Source organism: Pseudomonas fluorescens, assembly GCF_001648775.1.
GTDB classification, from domain to species: Bacteria; Pseudomonadota; Gammaproteobacteria; order Pseudomonadales; family Pseudomonadaceae; genus Aquipseudomonas; species Aquipseudomonas fluorescens_M.
The window spans coordinates 64666-80885 of sequence record NZ_LVEJ01000016.1 but is presented as its reverse complement, the minus strand read 5'-3'; the positions used below and the strand labels follow the sequence as shown (position 1 = coordinate 80885).

Genomic DNA, 16220 nt, shown 5'->3' with positions numbered 1-16220 from the left:
AACTTAAGCGCCGCTCAATCGAGCGGCGTTTTAGTATCTGGAAATCGCAAGTCACAAATAACGTCATGGGCAGCGCTGGGTCGCGCTGCTCTCAAGCTAAGGTTGAAGATGATGCGGAGCAAGGTGACAGGTGCGCAGCGTTGGGTCGTGAAGATCGGCAGCGCTTTGCTGACAGCTGATGGTAAAGGGCTGGATCGCGCGGCAATGAGTGTCTGGGTCGAGCAGATGGTGGCCTTGCATGAGGCTGGCGTCGAGTTGGTGCTGGTGTCCTCCGGGGCGGTGGCGGCCGGCATGAGCCGTTTGGGCTGGACCGCACGACCCAGTGCGATGCACGAGCTCCAGGCGGCCGCTGCAATTGGTCAGATGGGCTTGGTGCAGGCGTGGGAATCGAGCTTTGCCGAGCACGGCCGGCACACTGCGCAGATTCTCCTGACCCACGACGACCTGTCCGACCGCAAGCGCTACCTCAATGCCCGCAGCACCCTGCGCGCACTGGTCGAGCTGAAAGTCATTCCGGTGATCAACGAAAACGACACCGTGGTCACCGACGAAATCCGCTTCGGCGACAACGATACGCTGGCAGCGCTGGTGGCGAACCTGGTCGAGGCCGATCTGCTGGTGATCCTCACCGATCGCGACGGCATGTTCGACGCCGATCCGCGCAACAACCCTGATGCGCAGCTGATTTACGAGGCGCGCGCTGATGATCCGAGCCTCGATGCGGTCGCGGGTGGTACCGGCGGCGCGCTGGGGCGTGGCGGCATGCAGACCAAGTTGCGCGCGGCGCGGCTGGCGGCGCGTTCCGGTGCGCACACCATCATTGTCGGTGGACGACTTGAGCGCGTGCTTGATCGTCTGAAGGCGGGTGAGCGCATCGGCACGTTGCTGTCGCCTGAGCGCGGCATGCTCGCGGCGCGCAAGCAATGGCTGGCCGGGCATCTGCAGACTCGCGGCACGTTGGTGCTGGATGATGGTGCGGTGTCGGCGCTATCGCAGGGCAACAAAAGCCTGCTGCCGGTGGGTGTGAAGTTGGTGCAGGGCAGTTTCCGTCGCGGTGAAATGGTGGTCTGTGTAGCGCCGGACGGTCGTGAGATCGCCCGTGGCCTGGCCAACTACAGTGCGCTGGAAGCACAAAAAATCATCGGTCAGTCGTCGGATGCGATTGTCGGTTTGCTCGGTTACATGGCGGAGCCTGAACTGGTTCACCGTGACAACCTGATTCTGGTCTAAGGAAAACTCGATGCGTTTAGCGAAAGGATTGTTGGGCTTGCTGATGGCAATGCCATTGCTGGCCTCGGCCGAGGAAATCGGTCAAGTGTCGACGGTGTTCAAGTTCGTCGGCCCGAACGACCGGATCGTCGTCGAAGCATTCGATGACCCGAAGGTTGAAGGGGTGACCTGCTACCTGTCGCGCGCCAAGACTGGCGGCGTGAAAGGTGGTTTGGGCTTGGCTGAAGATCGCGCGGAAGCATCGATCGCTTGTCGTCAGGTCGGCCCTATCAAGTTCAAGGGCGATCTGAAGGACGGCGATGAGGTATTCAAGGAGCGCACTTCGTTGGTGTTCAAAACCATGCAGGTGGTGCGTTTCCTCGACAAGAAGCGCAATACGCTGGTTTACCTGGTCTACAGCGATCGCTTGATCGAAGGCAGTCCGCAGAATGCCGTGACTGCCATTCCGATCCTGCCATGGGTGCCCGTCCAGCAATAACCCCGCAGATGCAAATGTGGGAGTGAGCCTGCTCGCGAAGAGGTCGTGTCAGTCGATAGAGCTATCAACTGGCAGATCCCATTCGCGAACAGGTTCGCTCCCACATTTTTTTTGCGCTGGATTTGTTAAATCACAGGCAATAAAAAACCGACCCTAAGGTCGGTTTTTTAATGACTACGTCGGATTAAGCGGCTTCTTTCAGCGCTTTGACGTGGCCATTCAGACGGCTCTTATGGCGAGCAGCCTTGTTCTTGTGGATGATGCCTTTATCGGCCATACGGTCGATAACTGGCACAGCCAGAACGTATGCAGCTTGAGCTTTTTCAGCGTCTTTTGCGTCGATGGCTTTAACTACATTCTTGATGTAGGTGCGAACCATGGAACGCAGGCTGGCGTTGTGGCTGCGACGCTTCTCAGCCTGTTTTGCACGTTTTTTGGCGGAAGGTGAGTTGGCCACCGTCGAGCTCCTCGAAAGACTTTTTAGGAAATAGCAAACAAAATAGGCCGCGAATCATGCCGATGAGTTGAAGTCTTGTCAAGGGCACTTGAAACGTTCCGCTAAGTGGTAGGTATAAAGAGGCGGGATATTTATTTCCGGCGCTTGACCTGTAAACTCGCGAGCTTTGGCTCTGTGCTGCTGCGGCGCGGAGTATCGCACAAGTAGGCGCTTTGTTCGCCTGCTGTTTATCGACAGGCACAAATTCCCTCAATGAATCTGCTCAAATCGTTGGCCGCTGTCAGCTCTATTACGATGCTTTCCCGGGTTTTAGGGTTTGTTCGTGACACATTGATTGCCCGTACATTCGGTGCCGGAATGGCGACGGACGCCTTCTTTATCGCCTTCAAATTGCCCAATCTGCTGCGGCGGATCTTCGCCGAGGGTGCTTTCTCGCAGGCATTCGTGCCGATTCTGGCCGAATACAAAAGCCAGCAGGGCGAAGAGGCGACCCGTACCTTCATTGCTTATGTGTCGGGTCTGCTGACACTGGTGCTGGCGATCGTCACGGCGCTGGGCATGATCGCTGCGCCTTGGGTGATCTGGGCCACGGCTCCGGGATTTACCGACACGCCGGAAAAATTTCAGCTCACCTCTGATCTGTTGCGGGTGACGTTCCCTTATATATTGCTGATCTCGCTGTCGTCGCTGGCGGGCGCGATTCTCAATACCTGGAACCGTTTCTCGGTGCCGGCGTTCGTGCCGACCCTGCTCAACGTCAGCATGATCGTGTTTTCGCTGTTCCTGACGCCGTATTTCGATCCGCCGGTAATGGCGCTCGGTTGGGCGGTATTGGTCGGTGGTCTGGCGCAGTTGCTCTATCAATTGCCGCACCTGAAAAAGATCGGCATGCTGGTGCTGCCGCGCCTGAACCTGCGAGATAGCGGTGTGTGGCGGGTGATGAAACAGATGCTGCCGGCGATTCTCGGCGTGTCGGTCAGCCAGATCTCGCTGATCATCAACACCATCTTCGCCTCGTTTCTGGTCGCGGGCTCGGTGTCGTGGATGTATTACGCCGACCGCTTGATGGAGTTGCCATCCGGCGTACTGGGTGTGGCGCTGGGCACAATCCTGTTGCCGACCCTGGCGAAAACTTACGCAAGCAAAGATCGCCACGAATACTCGCGGATTCTCGATTGGGGCCTGCGTCTGTGCTTTGTGCTGGTGCTGCCGTGCTCACTGGCGCTGGGGATTCTCGCCGAGCCGTTGACCGTTTCGCTGTTCCAGTACGGTCAGTTCAGTGGCTTTGATGCGGAAATGACCCAGCGTGCGCTGATTGCCTATTCTGTCGGCCTGCTCGGAATTATCGTGATCAAAGTGCTCGCGCCGGGCTTTTATGCGCAACAGAACATCCGTACCCCGGTAAAAATCGCAATCTTCACCCTGGTCGTCACTCAGTTGTTCAACCTGGTGCTGATTGGCCCTCTGGCTCACGCCGGTCTGGCCCTGGCGATCAGTGCCGGTGCCTGCCTCAACGCCGGGCTGCTGTTCTATCAACTGCGCAAACAACAGATGTATCAGCCGCAGCCGGGCTGGGCCAAGTTCGCTTTCAAACTGGTGATCGCGGTGGCGGTGATGTCGGCAGTGTTGCTGCTTGGCATGCATTTCATGCCGGCGTGGGATCAAGGTCACATGCTTGAACGCTTCCTGCGTCTGGGCGCATTGGTCGCGGCGGGCGTGGTGTCCTATTTCGGTATGTTGCTGCTGCTCGGTTTCCGCTTGCGTGACTTCAATCGCAAGGCCCTGAGCTAAGGTTTTACCCTTTATAAACAGGCGCGGGCCGGCAGTTTTGTCGGCTCGTTCACTTTGCGTTACGGTGTTGCCTGTCGTCGACCGTCGGGTGTGGTTATAATCGACCACTTTATGAGCAAGAAGCGCGTTATGCAGCTGGTTCGAGGCCTCCACAACTTGCGCCCCCAGCATCGGGGCTGCGTCGCCACTATTGGCAACTTTGACGGTGTTCACCGTGGTCACCAGGCTATCCTGGCCCGACTGCGTGAGCGTGCGCTCGAGTTGGGCGTACCCAGCTGCGTGGTGATTTTCGAGCCGCAGCCACGGGAATTCTTTGCCCCGGAGACCGCACCGGCGCGTCTGGCGCGGTTGCGCGACAAGCTGCAGCTGCTGGCCGCCGAAGGTGTCGACCGGGTGTTGTGCCTGGCCTTCAACCAGCGCTTGAGCAAGCTCAGCGCCAGCGAGTTCGTCGATACCATCCTTGTCGATGGCCTCGGCGTGCAGCATCTGGAGGTCGGTGACGATTTCCGCTTCGGTTGTGATCGCCTCGGTGATTTCGACTTCCTGTTGCAGGCCGGGCAGATGCACGGTTTTACCGTGGAAGCGGCGCAAACCGTCGAGCTGGACGGCATTCGCGTCAGCAGCACGCAGGTGCGCAACGCCTTGGCCGCCGCCGATTTTGCCTTGGCCGAACGTTTGCTCGGTCGCCCGTACCGGATCGCCGGTCGCGTGCTGCATGGCCAGAAACTGGCCCGGCAACTGGGTACGCCCACTGCCAACATTCAACTCAAGCGTCGTCGCGTGCCGTTCACCGGGGTGTATCTGGTGGATGTCGACATCGACGGCAAGACCTGGCCCGGCGTCGCCAATATCGGCGTGCGGCCCACGGTACAAGGTGATGGCAAGGCCCACCTTGAAGTCCATCTTTTAGATTTTGCCGGCGATCTGTATGACCGGCGTTTGACGGTGGTTTTCCACCAAAAGCTGCGTGAAGAGCAGCGCTTCGCCTCCCTGGAGGCATTGAAAACGGCGATCAATGCGGATGTCGCCACCGCCCGTGCACTAGCCGCACCTAGCGCCCATCGCTAATGAAGAGCCTTAAATGACCGACTATAAAGCCACGCTTAACCTTCCGGACACCGCCTTCCCAATGAAGGCCGGCCTGCCACAGCGCGAACCGCAGATCCTGCAGCGCTGGGACAGTATTGGCCTGTACGGAAAGTTGCGCGAGATTGGCAAGGATCGTCCGAAGTTCGTTCTGCATGACGGCCCTCCGTATGCCAACGGCACGATCCACATCGGTCACGCTCTGAACAAGATTCTCAAGGACATGATCATCCGCTCGAAGACCCTGTCGGGTTTCGACGCGCCGTATGTTCCGGGTTGGGACTGCCACGGCCTGCCGATCGAGCACAAGGTTGAAGTGACCCACGGCAAGAACCTGGGCGCGGACAAGACCCGCGAGCTGTGCCGTGCCTACGCCACCGAGCAGATCGAAGGGCAGAAGTCCGAGTTCATCCGTCTCGGCGTGCTGGGCGACTGGGCCAACCCGTACAAGACCATGGATTTCAAGAACGAGGCCGGCGAAATCCGCGCCCTCGCTGAAATCGTCAAGGGCGGTTTCGTGTTCAAGGGCCTCAAGCCTGTGAACTGGTGCTTCGACTGCGGTTCGGCCCTGGCTGAAGCGGAAGTCGAGTACGAAAACAAGAAGTCCTCGACCATCGACGTCGCCTTCCCGATCGCTGACGAAGCCAAACTGGCTGCCGCGTTCGGTCTGCAGTCGTTGAGCAAACCTGCCTCGATCGTGATCTGGACCACCACCCCGTGGACCATCCCGGCCAACCAGGCGCTGAACGTTCACCCGGAATTCAACTACGCCCTGGTCGACATCGGTGACAAGTTGCTGGTGCTGGCTGAAGAGCTGGTTGAAGCCTGCCTGGCGCGCTACGGCGTTGAAGGTTCGGTCATCGCCACCACCACCGGTAAAGAACTTGAGCTGATCAACTTCCGTCACCCGTTCTACGACCGTCTGTCGCCAGTTTATCTGGCTGACTACGTCGAACTGGGCGCAGGCACCGGTGTGGTTCACTCCGCGCCGGCCTACGGCGTGGACGACTTCGTGACCTGCAAGAAATACGGCATGGTCAACGACGACATCCTCAACCCGGTGCAGAGCAACGGCGTTTACGTGCCGTCGCTGGAATTCTTCGGCGGCCAGTTCATCTGGAAGGCCAACCCGGCGATCGTCGACAAGCTGACCGAAGTCGGTGCGCTGATGCACACCACCGTCATCGAACACAGCTACATGCACTGCTGGCGCCACAAGACCCCGCTGATCTACCGCGCGACTGCGCAGTGGTTCATCGGCATGGACAAAGAGCCAACCAGCGGCGACACCTTGCGTGTGCGCTCGCTCAAAGCCATCGAAGACACCCAGTTCGTCCCGGCCTGGGGCCAGGCGCGCCTGCACTCGATGATCGCCAATCGTCCGGACTGGTGCATCTCGCGTCAGCGCAACTGGGGTGTGCCGATCCCGTTCTTCCTCAACAAGGAAAGCGGCGAACTGCACCCACGCACCGTCGAGCTGATGGAAGAAGTCGCCAAACGCGTTGAAGTCGAAGGCATCGAAGCCTGGTTCAAGATGGACGCTGCCGAACTGCTCGGCGACGAAGCGCCGCTGTACGACAAGATCAGCGACACCCTCGACGTCTGGTTCGATTCGGGCACCACGCACTGGCACGTCCTGCGCGGTTCGCACCCGATGGGTCACGAGAGCGGCCCGCGTGCCGACCTGTACCTGGAAGGTTCCGACCAACACCGTGGCTGGTTCCACTCGTCGTTGCTGACCGGTTGCGCCATCGACAACCACGCGCCGTACCGCGAACTGCTGACCCACGGCTTCACCGTCGACGAAGCCGGCCGCAAGATGTCCAAATCGCTGGGCAACGTGATCGCACCGCAGAAAGTCAACGACACCCTGGGCGCCGACATCATGCGTCTGTGGGTCGCTTCGACCGACTACTCCGGTGAAATGGCGGTTTCCGACCAGATCCTGCAACGCAGTGCGGACGCCTATCGTCGTATCCGTAACACCGCGCGCTTCCTGCTCTCGAACCTGACGGGTTTCAACCCGGCCACCGACATCCTGCCGGCTGAAGAAATGCTCGCGCTGGATCGTTGGGCGGTCGACCGCACCTTGCTGCTGCAACGCGAGCTGCAAGAGCACTACGGCGAATACCGTTTCTGGAACGTCTACTCGAAGATCCACAACTTCTGCGTGCAGGAGCTGGGCGGTTTCTACCTCGATATCATCAAGGATCGTCAGTACACCACTGGCGCCAACAGCAAGGCCCGCCGTTCGGCGCAAACCGCGCTGTTCCACATCTCCGAAGCGCTGGTGCGCTGGATCGCGCCGATCCTCGCTTTCACCGCCGACGAACTGTGGGAATACCTGCCGGGCGAGCGTAACGAATCGGTGATGCTCAACACCTGGTACGAAGGCCTGACCGAACTGCCGGCCGACGTAGAACTGGGCCGCGAATACTGGGAACGCGTAATGGCGGTCAAAGTAGCGGTCAACAAAGAAATGGAAATCCAGCGCGCGGCGAAAGCCGTCGGTGGCAACCTGCAAGCCGAAGTGACGCTGTACGCCGAAGACGCCCTGAGCGCCGATCTGGCCAAGCTGAGCAACGAACTGCGCTTTGTTCTCATCACCTCGACGGCCAGTGTTGCGCCATTCGTCCAGGCTCCGGCCGACGCGGTCGTGACTGAAGTCAGCGGCCTGAAGCTGAAGATCGTCAAATCGGCCTTCCCGAAGTGCGCCCGTTGCTGGCACTGCCGTGAAGACGTCGGCGTGAACCCGGAGCATCCGGAAATCTGCGGTCGTTGCGTCGACAACATCAGCGGCGCTGGCGAGGTTCGTCACTATGCCTAATGCCGTTGGCCGTTTTGGACGGTTGAGCTGGCTGTGGTTGAGTTTGCTGGTTCTGGTCATCGACCAGGCCAGCAAGTTCTACTTCGAAGGCAAGCTCGAAATGTTCCAGCAGATCGTGATCATTCCCGATTACTTCAGCTGGACCCTGGCCTACAACACCGGCGCTGCGTTCAGCTTCCTGGCTGACAGCTCCGGCTGGCAGCGCTGGCTGTTCGCCCTGATCGCGATTGTGGTCAGTGCGGTGCTGGTGGTCTGGCTCAAGCGCCTGGGCCGCAACGAAACCTGGCTGGCCATCGCGCTGGCGCTGGTATTGGGCGGCGCGCTGGGCAATCTGTATGACCGCATTGCCCTGGGCCATGTGATCGATTTCATTCTGGTGCACTGGCAGAACCGCTGGTACTTCCCGGCGTTCAACTTCGCCGACAGCGCCATTACCGTGGGTGCGGTGATGCTGGCACTGGATATGTTCAAAAGTAAAAAGACCGGAGAAGCCGTTCATGACTGAACAGGTATTGGCTGAGCAACGCATCGGCCAGAACACGGAAGTCACCTTGCACTTTGCATTGCGCCTGGAGAACGGCGACACCGTCGACAGCACGTTCGACAAAGCCCCGGCGACCTTCAAGGTCGGCGACGGCAACCTGCTGCCGGGTTTCGAGGCGGCGCTGTTCGGCTTCAAGGCTGGCGACAAGCGTACGCTGACCGTCGAGCCGGAAAACGCCTTCGGCCAGCCGAACCCGCAGAACGTGCAGATCATTCCGCGCTCGCAGTTCGTCGACATGGAGCTGTCGCCGGGTTTGCTGGTGATCTTCAACGATGCGGCCAATACTGAGCTGCCGGGTGTGGTGAAAGAGTTCGACGACACGCAAGTGACCATCGACTTCAACCACCCGCTGGCAGGCAAGACGCTGACCTTTGACGTCGAGATCATCAACGTCAAAGCGATCTAACTGACTCTATGAAGTCAAATGTGGGAGCGAGCTTGCTCGCGAATGCGGTGTGTCAGCCAACAGTAATGTTGCAGGTGATGGCCTCTTCGCGAGCAAGCTCGCTCCCACAGTGTTTTTAACTGTTTTCGCGCGCAAGACACGAGGCACAGCATGCAAATCAAACTCGCCAACCCCCGTGGCTTCTGCGCCGGCGTGGACCGGGCGATCGAAATCGTCAACCGCGCCCTCGAAGTTTTCGGGCCGCCGATCTATGTGCGTCATGAAGTGGTGCACAACAAGTTCGTCGTCGAAGACCTGCGCAGTCGCGGGGCGATTTTCGTCGAAGAGCTGGATCAAGTGCCGGACGACGTCATCGTCATTTTCAGTGCCCACGGCGTTTCTCAAGCGGTGCGTACCGAGGCCGCTGGCCGTGGTCTGAAAGTATTCGACGCCACCTGCCCGCTGGTCACCAAGGTGCACATCGAAGTGGCGAAATACAGCCGCGACGGTCGTGAGTGCATTTTGATCGGCCACGCCGGTCACCCGGAAGTCGAAGGCACCATGGGCCAGTACGACGCCAGCAATGGCGGCGCGATCTACCTCGTTGAAGACGAAAAAGACGTTGCCGAATTGCAGGTGCACAACCCGGACAAACTGGCCTTCGTCACCCAGACCACGCTGTCGATGGACGACACCAGTCGCGTCATCGATGCGTTGCGCTCGCGTTTCCCGGCCATCGGTGGCCCGCGCAAGGATGACATCTGCTACGCCACGCAAAACCGTCAGGACGCGGTCAAGCAATTGGCCGACGAGTGCGACGTGGTGCTGGTAGTCGGTAGCCCGAACAGCTCCAACTCCAACCGTCTGCGTGAGCTGGCCGAACGCATGGCCACACCGGCCTACCTGATCGACGGTGCCGAAGACCTGCAAAAGAGCTGGTTTGATGGTGTTGAGCGTATCGGCATCACCGCCGGCGCCTCGGCACCGGAAGTGCTGGTGCGCGGCGTGATTCAGCAGTTGCAGGCCTGGGGTGCCACCGGCGCCGATGAACTGGCCGGGCGTGAAGAGAACATTACGTTCTCGATGCCGAAAGAGCTGCGCGTCCGCTCGATTTGACGCTTTTGGCTTTTTGACACAACGCCTGTTCGGCGCTTTTGCTGTTCAGGCGCACGCGACCGGTCGCCGCCAGCACCACCTGGCGCTGGCTGATCGGCTCGCGCGCCGAGCAGATATGTAATGTCCCCGCCTGAAAGGCCCGTCCGGGCATCAGCGGCTGCCCCAGGCTGCCGAACCGCACATATCGACGCACCCACCAATTACCGACAATCGGTACTTTGGCGTCACTCGCGTGCTCTACCAGTAGCGGATTGCTGCTGTCCTCCGGCCCCTTGCCGCTGATGTCCAGAATGATTCGCCAGCCCTGACTCCAGTCGCCATTAATGCCATGGATGACCACGCTCTGATTGCGCGTGATCGCCAGTGTGCGGGCATGACGAATACCGTCGAGCAAGGACTGCGCGGCCTGATCACGTTGATTCGATTCCCTGAGCGTGGCAAACGCCGGACTGACCAGCAGCAGAACAATTGCGCCAATCGCCAGTCCCATAAGCAGTTCGATCAGGCTGAAACCCTGTTGTGGCATGAAAACTCCCTCCATGGAGCGTGATTGGCGGCGCGGTCCGTACGCCGGGCAGGGCAAATCAACCGACACAGGTCGGTCGAATGTTCTAGCGTGTAGAAGCAGGTATAGCCGACGGCAACGGAGGGCATCGATGGATCTTCGTACAAAAGGTTTCACGCTGATCGAGTTGCTGGTCGCGCTCGCGATCTTCGTGATCCTGATAACCCTGGCAGTGCCAGCGTTTACCCGCTCGATACAAGGCAGCAGGGCCGATACCGAAATGGGCGACCTGCAGCGCGCGATCAATTTCGCCCGCCTGGAAGCCATTGATCGTGGCACTACTCTGCGTCTGCGCCCGACCGCCGGGGGCAGCGTGTGGACCGGCGAGTTATCGGTCTACGACAGTACTGGCACTCCGGCCAATGTGTTGCGGGTTGTTCCCGCGATGAGCAGCGGCGCAACTCTGACGCTAACCTCAGGAGTGACCGCGCTGGATTTCAACAATCTCGGCGGTCTGGCGGCACCGTCGACGGCGGTGGTCATCAGTTACACGCTGGGAACGCAAAGCAGGACGCTGAACGTGTGTTTGAACGGACGAATTCAATTGGGTGGAAGTTGCGGATGAGGGCAGGGAGTCAATACACACAGCAGGGCATGACGCTGATCGAGGTGCTGGTCGCGTTGCTGATTCTGACGGTCGGACTGCTCGGTGCAGCAGCGGTGCAACTGAATGCGCTGAAGTACACCGACAGCTCGCGGATGACCAGTCAGGCCAGTTTCATCGCCTACGACATGATGGACCGTATTCGCGCCAACTCCGGCGCCGACTACACCGTCACGCCGCCGACCTCGGGCAACCTCAGCGTTGCCCGCGATCAGGATCTCTACGATTTCACCACCAACATCGTCAATTTCGGCGGCCCGACCGCGACCGGTAGCATTACCCTTAGTCAGCGGGTGTACACCATCACGATCAACTGGAGTGACGCACGGGCGACCAACACTGCCAGTGCGCCGCGCAGTTTCGTTCTGAGCAGTCGCGCTGCCGTCGACCCGGTGGCCACACCATGACGCGCCATCAACGGGGTTTCGGCCTGATCGAATTGCTGATTGCCCTCGCACTGGGCTTGATCATCGTGCTGGGAGTCGTGCAGATTTTCATCGCGGCGAAAAACACCTACGTCAGTCAGAACAGCGCCGCGGCAATGCAGGAAGACGCGCGTTTTGTGCTGAGCAAAATGATTCAGGAAATACGCATGGTCGGGATGTTCGGATGCCTCGGCACCATTACGGACTCCAGCTCGGCGGGGGATTTCAATGCGGCGCAGATAGCGCCGATCAACTGGGACAACGCCAACCTGAAACTGACGCTGGTCACCGCCGATATCGGCAGCGGCGGCGGCACGCCGACCTGGACGGTAGTTTCCGATTGCCGCAACAGCGCCACAGCGTATACGGGTTTACGAGCGGCGGCGAGCGGGCAGATTGCCTTTCCGATCCGGCGACTGATTTACAGCTTCAGCAACAACCAGATTCTCATGGGCACCGGTAGCGGCACGCCCACCCAGCAGGTGTTGGTGAACAACGTCAGTGCCTTTAACGTGACATTTGGTCTGGCCAGTTCGGCGACGGATGTGGCGGCCTCGACGTACAGCGCCAACCCCAGCGACCCGGCACGCATTCGCAGTGTGCGCCTGAGCCTGACCCTCACCGACCCCAACAGCCGGGTCGCCACGCAAACCTTCAACGTGGTTGCCGCTTTGCGCAACCGCTTGCAGTGAGGGCCGTGGCGATGCGGATTTCTCTTCATGACCGGCAAGCGCAACGCGGCATGGCGTTGCTGGTCAGTCTGGTGTTTCTGTTGTTGCTGACGCTGATCGGCCTGTCGTCGATGCAGAGTGCCAACCTGCAGGAAAAAATGGCCGGTAGCGTGAGTCTGCGTAATCAGTCGTTTCAAACCGCCGAGGCGGCGTTGCGCGTGGGTGAGAGTGCGGTGCAACTCGACAGCTACACCCTCGCGGTTTGCAGCGGCACCACGCAATGCGCTCCGCCTGCGGAGTCATCGGTGGTGAGTGCGGCGGGGCTCAACTCAACCTCGGGGGTGACCTGGATTGCGACCGGTAATGGCTTCTACGGTGTACAGAATATTGGCACCACACTCACTGCCGTGAACGTGCCGAGCAATACGTCGGCGACGTTGTATCGGGTCACGGCCGTCGGCATCGCCGGCACTTCGCGTAGCGTTGTGGAGAGTGTCTATGCGAAGTATTGAGCGCTACGGATCGCTGCTGTTCGGCATGCTGATGAGCTTTTATCTGGCGGCGCCGGCGTATGCGTTCACGCCGTCTGATTCGCCGCTGTTGAGTGCGGCAGCGGTGGCTCCCAACGTCATGTTGCTGATCGACGACTCGGGGAGTATGAACAGCATCATTTATGCGTCCGGATTCGATCCGACGGTTGATCGCACACCGGCGCGGCAGTGCAACGCATTGCTCGGTTTGTGCCTGAGTTCGACGGCGATCACCGGCGACACGATCTTTCTGTCGAGCCTGCCGACCTCCGGGTGTTCCGGCGGTGCCTATGCGTTCTACAACAACAGTCTGGCGCCGTTGTGTCTGAAACTGCCGGATCCGGTGGGCAGCGGCAACACGCGTTATTCCGGGGATTACATTGCCTACGTCGTCGGTCTGGCCATCAACAACGGCACGCGCGATTTCACCGCAGGGGCGATTCCCAACGACTACCGCATCAACGTTGCGCGTAACGTCTCGACGGCGCTGGTCACCAGCAACCGCACCTTGCGTATCGGTCTATCGACGTTCAACCCTGCCACCAGCAACAACTCCGGTAACGGTGGTTTCATCGCCCGCTCGATCAGCGATTTGTCACCGGTTTCCGGCAGCGTGACTCAGGCGCAGGCAGACACCAACTACAACGCGCTGATTTCATCGATCAATGGTTTGAGTGCTGTGGCCAACACGCCATTGGCAGAAACCTACTATGAAATCACTCGCTACATGCGCGGCATGGCGCCTTACTACAACAGCACTCCGGCGACCTATACCAGCCCGATCCAGTACCGCTGCCAGAAAAACTATGGCGTGGTGATTACCGACGGTTTGCCGACCTTCGACCGGACCTTCCCGACCAACGACCCGTTGGGCGGTAGCCGTTTGCCGAACTGGGACGGCGTCAACAATGACGGCAACAACCTCAATGGCGATAACGAAGGTGACACGTTGTATCTGGATGACATCGCCAAGTTCGCCTTCGATATCGATATGCGCTCAACCGGTACTGACGCGGCAGGCAAGAGCTGGAACGCGGTGGATTTTCCCAAGCAGAACCTGAACACCTACACCGTGGGCTTCACCGCCGATAACGACATGTTGTCGGACGCCGCCAGTTACGGACAGGGCAGGTATTACCAGGCGACCGACAGTACCGGGCTCAACGCCGCGTTGTCGTCGGCGTTGAGTGATATCACCTCCAAGGCAGGTTCCGGCGGCAGTGGCGTCACCAGCGGCACCACACTGGCCAGCGGCACCAGTTATTTTCAGACCAGTTACGATCCCAAGGACTGGCGCGGCACGATCAAATCTTTCGGTTTTACGGCTGCCGGGGCGGTGAATACCTCGGCGGCGCTCTGGACCACCGACACGACCATCGTGCCGGGAGCCACTGCACCAACTTATCAATCGTGGAATACCGCGAACAATGCCGCGGTGACGCTCGCCTACGGCAACTTCGCCACCGCGCAACAGACCACACTCAACCAAGGCCTGCCCACCGGTATCACCGGCAGTGACTTGGTGGAGTGGAGCAAAGGCACCAACAAGACCGGGCTCAAGGTGCGCAGCGTGTTGCTCGGCGACATCATCAACTCGCCGTTGGTGCTGGCGTCACCGACGGACAAGACCGCCTCCGATCTGTCGGGCGACACCACGTACACCGCTTACCTGACCACCAAAGCGGCAAACATGAATGCCAATCTGGTGGTGAACGCCAACGACGGTTTCGTCAACGTCATCAACTCGGCCAACGGCACCCGTCGCTACGCTTATATGCCTTCCAGCGTATTGCCGTCGCTGCGGCTGATTGCCGATCCGAACTACATCAACGGTGTCAGCCACAAGTTTCTCGTCGACGGCCAAGTGGGCGTGTATGACGCCCAGCTCAATAGCGCATGGAAAACCATGGCCATCGGCGGCACCGGTGCCGGAGGCAAGACGTTCTACGCGCTGCAACTGTTCGACGCTTCGGCGGGTAACGTTTTGCGTGCGTTGTGGGAAGTCAGTGCGCCGGCGACCGCAAGCACCGCCAACGCTTTTAATGATCTGGGTTACGCCTACGCGCGACCGGAAGTGGCACGCTTGGCCGATGGTCGCTGGGCGGCTTTCATTGCCAACGGTTACGGCAGCAACTCCGGCGTGGCGGCGTTGTATGTGCTGGACGTACGTGATGGTTCGCTGATCAAGAAAATCGTCATCGACAGCACGGAAACCACCAATGGCTTGTCGTCGGTAAAACTCAAGGTCAATTCTTCGAACGTGGTGCAGGCCGCTTATGGCGGCGACTTGAAAGGGCGCCTGTGGAAATTCGATCTGAGCGCGACATCGACGGATAGCTGGGGTGTGGCATTTTCCGGCAAGCCGCTGTTCACGACGGCGGGTGGGGCGACTCAACCGATCACCGCGCAACCACTGCTGGCGGACAACTCGCTCGGCGGCAAACAGATCTTCGTTGGCACCGGTAAATTCAACGAGACGGCTGACAAGACCAACAAGGATCTGCAGGCGTTCTATTCGGTGTGGGATGCCGATGGCGGCTCAGGGCAGCTTACCGTCAGCAGTTTGCAGGCGCAGGCGGTTACTGGCGTGTTCTCCGGCAGTAGTGGGCAGTTCGTGACAACGACGCAGAACGACACGACCTATCCAGGCGAGAAGGGCTGGTACTTGCCCTTGGTGTATAACAACGCGCTGACGGGCGAGCGGGTGATCAATCAGGCCAGCCTGGTGCTGGGGCGGATCATCTTCACCACGGCGAGTGTCGATACCACCGACCCCTGTTCGAGTTTCGGTACCGGCAAACTGGTCGAACTCGATGCGTTCAGCGGTAAGATGCTCAACTACGCGGTGCTCGACACCAACGCCGATGGCGTGGTCGATAGCAACGACACGATTTCCAGTGGCGTGGTGTTCACGGGCGGCATTCCGACGCTGAACGCCATCGTCAACGGCGCCACACGCAAGATCGTGAATGATTCCAGTGGCGGCATAACGACCCTGGTGGAAAAATCCGGCGGTGGCAGCCGTCGTATCATGTGGCGACAAATACAGTAAGTGAGAGTTTGAGGCATGCGCAGATTCAACCGAGGCTTCACCCTGATCGAAATCATGATCGTGATTGCGATCATCGGGATCGTCGTCACCATCGCCGCACCGAGCTATACCGAGTACCTGAAAAAGGGCCGTCGCGCCGAAGTGGTGTCGCTGCTCTCGGAGCAGGCGCAGACCCTCGAACGTTTCTACACCAAGAATAATGTCTATACCGGCATCACCGGGCTCAGCACGGGTAATGACTTCTACACCATCACCCCAACCATCGCTGACCAGACTTTCCTGCTCACTGCCACCCGCAAAACGGGGACGTCGATGGCCACCGACAAGTGCGGGGACTTCACCCTGACCAACACCGGTGTCAGAAGCATGAACAACGCGACCACCGGGCTGACCACCAAGGATTGCTGGGGCCGCTGAGGCGCTTTCTTTCGGGTGCCTTTTGCGCCCACTGTCTTTTTT

Annotated in this window: 16 protein-coding genes; 14 read left to right on the top strand and 2 right to left on the bottom strand. The window is 59.5% G+C overall.

Features of this window, described 5'->3' with window-relative positions; all coding sequences use genetic code 11:
- The first annotated feature begins 111 nt into the window (after nt 1-111).
- Nucleotides 112-1230, top strand: a complete 1119-nt coding sequence (proB, locus tag A8O26_RS15025) for a glutamate 5-kinase (RefSeq protein WP_034153848.1) — start codon at nt 112-114, stop codon at nt 1228-1230.
- A gap of 10 nt (nt 1231-1240) precedes the next feature.
- Nucleotides 1241-1708 carry a CreA family protein gene (locus A8O26_RS15020; RefSeq protein WP_007909822.1) on the top strand — a complete coding sequence of 156 codons (468 nt, stop codon included), beginning with the start codon at nt 1241-1243 and terminating at the stop codon, nt 1706-1708.
- A 184-nt stretch (nt 1709-1892) separates the two neighbouring features.
- Here A8O26_RS15020 and rpsT read toward each other — a convergent pair whose 3' ends face one another.
- Nucleotides 1893-2165 (bottom strand): 30S ribosomal protein S20, encoded by a 273-nt coding sequence (rpsT, locus tag A8O26_RS15015; RefSeq protein WP_003228351.1) that lies wholly within the window; start codon nt 2163-2165, stop codon nt 1893-1895.
- Between the two features lie 252 nt (nt 2166-2417).
- On the opposite strand from rpsT, the gene murJ reads away from it, so the two are divergent.
- From murJ to ispH, 6 genes are all read left to right on the top strand, one after another.
- On the top strand, nt 2418-3956 hold the full coding sequence (murJ, locus tag A8O26_RS15010) for a murein biosynthesis integral membrane protein MurJ (protein ID WP_064118731.1): 1539 nt from the start codon (nt 2418-2420) through the stop codon (nt 3954-3956).
- A gap of 129 nt (nt 3957-4085) precedes the next feature.
- Nucleotides 4086-5024: a bifunctional riboflavin kinase/FAD synthetase gene (gene ribF, locus A8O26_RS15005; protein ID WP_008078544.1), complete on the top strand. Its 939-nt coding sequence runs from the start codon at nt 4086-4088 to the stop codon at nt 5022-5024.
- 13 nt (nt 5025-5037) lie between these two features.
- A complete protein-coding gene (ileS, locus tag A8O26_RS15000) occupies nt 5038-7869 on the top strand; it encodes an isoleucine--tRNA ligase (RefSeq protein ID WP_064118730.1) in 2832 nt (943 codons plus the stop codon).
- The gene (lspA, locus tag A8O26_RS14995) at nt 7862-8374 is read left to right on the top strand and encodes a signal peptidase II (RefSeq protein WP_064118729.1); all 513 of its coding nucleotides are present in this window, start codon (nt 7862-7864) and stop codon (nt 8372-8374) included. The genes ileS and lspA overlap by 8 nt, the downstream gene beginning before the upstream one ends.
- Nucleotides 8375-8381: 7 nt before the next feature.
- Nucleotides 8382-8819, top strand: coding sequence for an FKBP-type peptidyl-prolyl cis-trans isomerase (gene fkpB, locus A8O26_RS14990; RefSeq protein WP_172828167.1), 438 nt, complete (start codon nt 8382-8384; stop codon nt 8817-8819).
- A gap of 150 nt (nt 8820-8969) precedes the next feature.
- Nucleotides 8970-9914 carry a 4-hydroxy-3-methylbut-2-enyl diphosphate reductase gene (gene ispH, locus A8O26_RS14985; protein ID WP_064118727.1) on the top strand — a complete coding sequence of 315 codons (945 nt, stop codon included), beginning with the start codon at nt 8970-8972 and terminating at the stop codon, nt 9912-9914.
- Here ispH and A8O26_RS14980 read toward each other — a convergent pair.
- Nucleotides 9871-10440, bottom strand: coding sequence for a GspH/FimT family pseudopilin (locus A8O26_RS14980; RefSeq protein ID WP_064118726.1), 570 nt, complete (start codon nt 10438-10440; stop codon nt 9871-9873). The genes ispH and A8O26_RS14980 overlap by 44 nt on opposite strands.
- A gap of 130 nt (nt 10441-10570) precedes the next feature.
- Here A8O26_RS14980 and A8O26_RS14975 point away from each other — a divergent pair, with 130 nt between their 5' ends.
- From A8O26_RS14975 to A8O26_RS14950, 6 genes are read left to right on the top strand one after another with little or no spacing between them, the layout of a single operon-like run.
- The gene (locus A8O26_RS14975; protein WP_064118725.1) at nt 10571-11044 is read left to right on the top strand and encodes a GspH/FimT family pseudopilin; all 474 of its coding nucleotides are present in this window, start codon (nt 10571-10573) and stop codon (nt 11042-11044) included.
- Nucleotides 11041-11490 carry a type IV pilus modification protein PilV gene (gene pilV, locus A8O26_RS14970; RefSeq protein ID WP_064118724.1) on the top strand — a complete coding sequence of 150 codons (450 nt, stop codon included), beginning with the start codon at nt 11041-11043 and terminating at the stop codon, nt 11488-11490. The genes A8O26_RS14975 and pilV overlap by 4 nt, the downstream gene beginning before the upstream one ends.
- Nucleotides 11487-12200, top strand: a complete 714-nt coding sequence (locus A8O26_RS14965) for a PilW family protein (protein WP_064118723.1) — start codon at nt 11487-11489, stop codon at nt 12198-12200. Before pilV ends, A8O26_RS14965 begins: the two co-directional genes overlap by 4 nt.
- Nucleotides 12201-12211: 11 nt before the next feature.
- Nucleotides 12212-12691, top strand: a complete 480-nt coding sequence (locus A8O26_RS14960) for a pilus assembly PilX family protein (protein ID WP_064118722.1) — start codon at nt 12212-12214, stop codon at nt 12689-12691.
- Nucleotides 12678-15761, top strand: a complete 3084-nt coding sequence (locus tag A8O26_RS14955) for a pilus assembly protein (RefSeq protein ID WP_064118721.1) — start codon at nt 12678-12680, stop codon at nt 15759-15761. The genes A8O26_RS14960 and A8O26_RS14955 overlap by 14 nt, the downstream gene beginning before the upstream one ends.
- Nucleotides 15762-15776: 15 nt before the next feature.
- A complete protein-coding gene (locus A8O26_RS14950) occupies nt 15777-16178 on the top strand; it encodes a type IV pilin protein (RefSeq protein ID WP_064118720.1) in 402 nt (133 codons plus the stop codon).
- Nucleotides 16179-16220: the final 42 nt, after the last annotated feature.

Coding starts and splice junctions, on each gene's coding strand:
- proB (WP_034153848.1), top strand. CDS start 112: ATGCGGAGCAAGGTGACAGGTGCGCAGCGTTGGGTCGTGAAGATCGGC.
- murJ (WP_064118731.1), top strand. CDS start 2,418: ATGAATCTGCTCAAATCGTTGGCCGCTGTCAGCTCTATTACGATGCTT.
- A8O26_RS14960 (WP_064118722.1), top strand. CDS start 12,212: ATGCGGATTTCTCTTCATGACCGGCAAGCGCAACGCGGCATGGCGTTG.
- pilV (WP_064118724.1), top strand. CDS start 11,041: ATGAGGGCAGGGAGTCAATACACACAGCAGGGCATGACGCTGATCGAG.
- A8O26_RS14975 (WP_064118725.1), top strand. CDS start 10,571: ATGGATCTTCGTACAAAAGGTTTCACGCTGATCGAGTTGCTGGTCGCG.
- A8O26_RS14955 (WP_064118721.1), top strand. CDS start 12,678: ATGCGAAGTATTGAGCGCTACGGATCGCTGCTGTTCGGCATGCTGATG.
- ileS (WP_064118730.1), top strand. CDS start 5,038: ATGACCGACTATAAAGCCACGCTTAACCTTCCGGACACCGCCTTCCCA.
- A8O26_RS15020 (WP_007909822.1), top strand. CDS start 1,241: ATGCGTTTAGCGAAAGGATTGTTGGGCTTGCTGATGGCAATGCCATTG.
- ribF (WP_008078544.1), top strand. CDS start 4,086: ATGCAGCTGGTTCGAGGCCTCCACAACTTGCGCCCCCAGCATCGGGGC.
- A8O26_RS14950 (WP_064118720.1), top strand. CDS start 15,777: ATGCGCAGATTCAACCGAGGCTTCACCCTGATCGAAATCATGATCGTG.
- A8O26_RS14965 (WP_064118723.1), top strand. CDS start 11,487: ATGACGCGCCATCAACGGGGTTTCGGCCTGATCGAATTGCTGATTGCC.
- ispH (WP_064118727.1), top strand. CDS start 8,970: ATGCAAATCAAACTCGCCAACCCCCGTGGCTTCTGCGCCGGCGTGGAC.
- lspA (WP_064118729.1), top strand. CDS start 7,862: ATGCCTAATGCCGTTGGCCGTTTTGGACGGTTGAGCTGGCTGTGGTTG.
- A8O26_RS14980 (WP_064118726.1), bottom strand. CDS start 10,440: ATGCCACAACAGGGTTTCAGCCTGATCGAACTGCTTATGGGACTGGCG.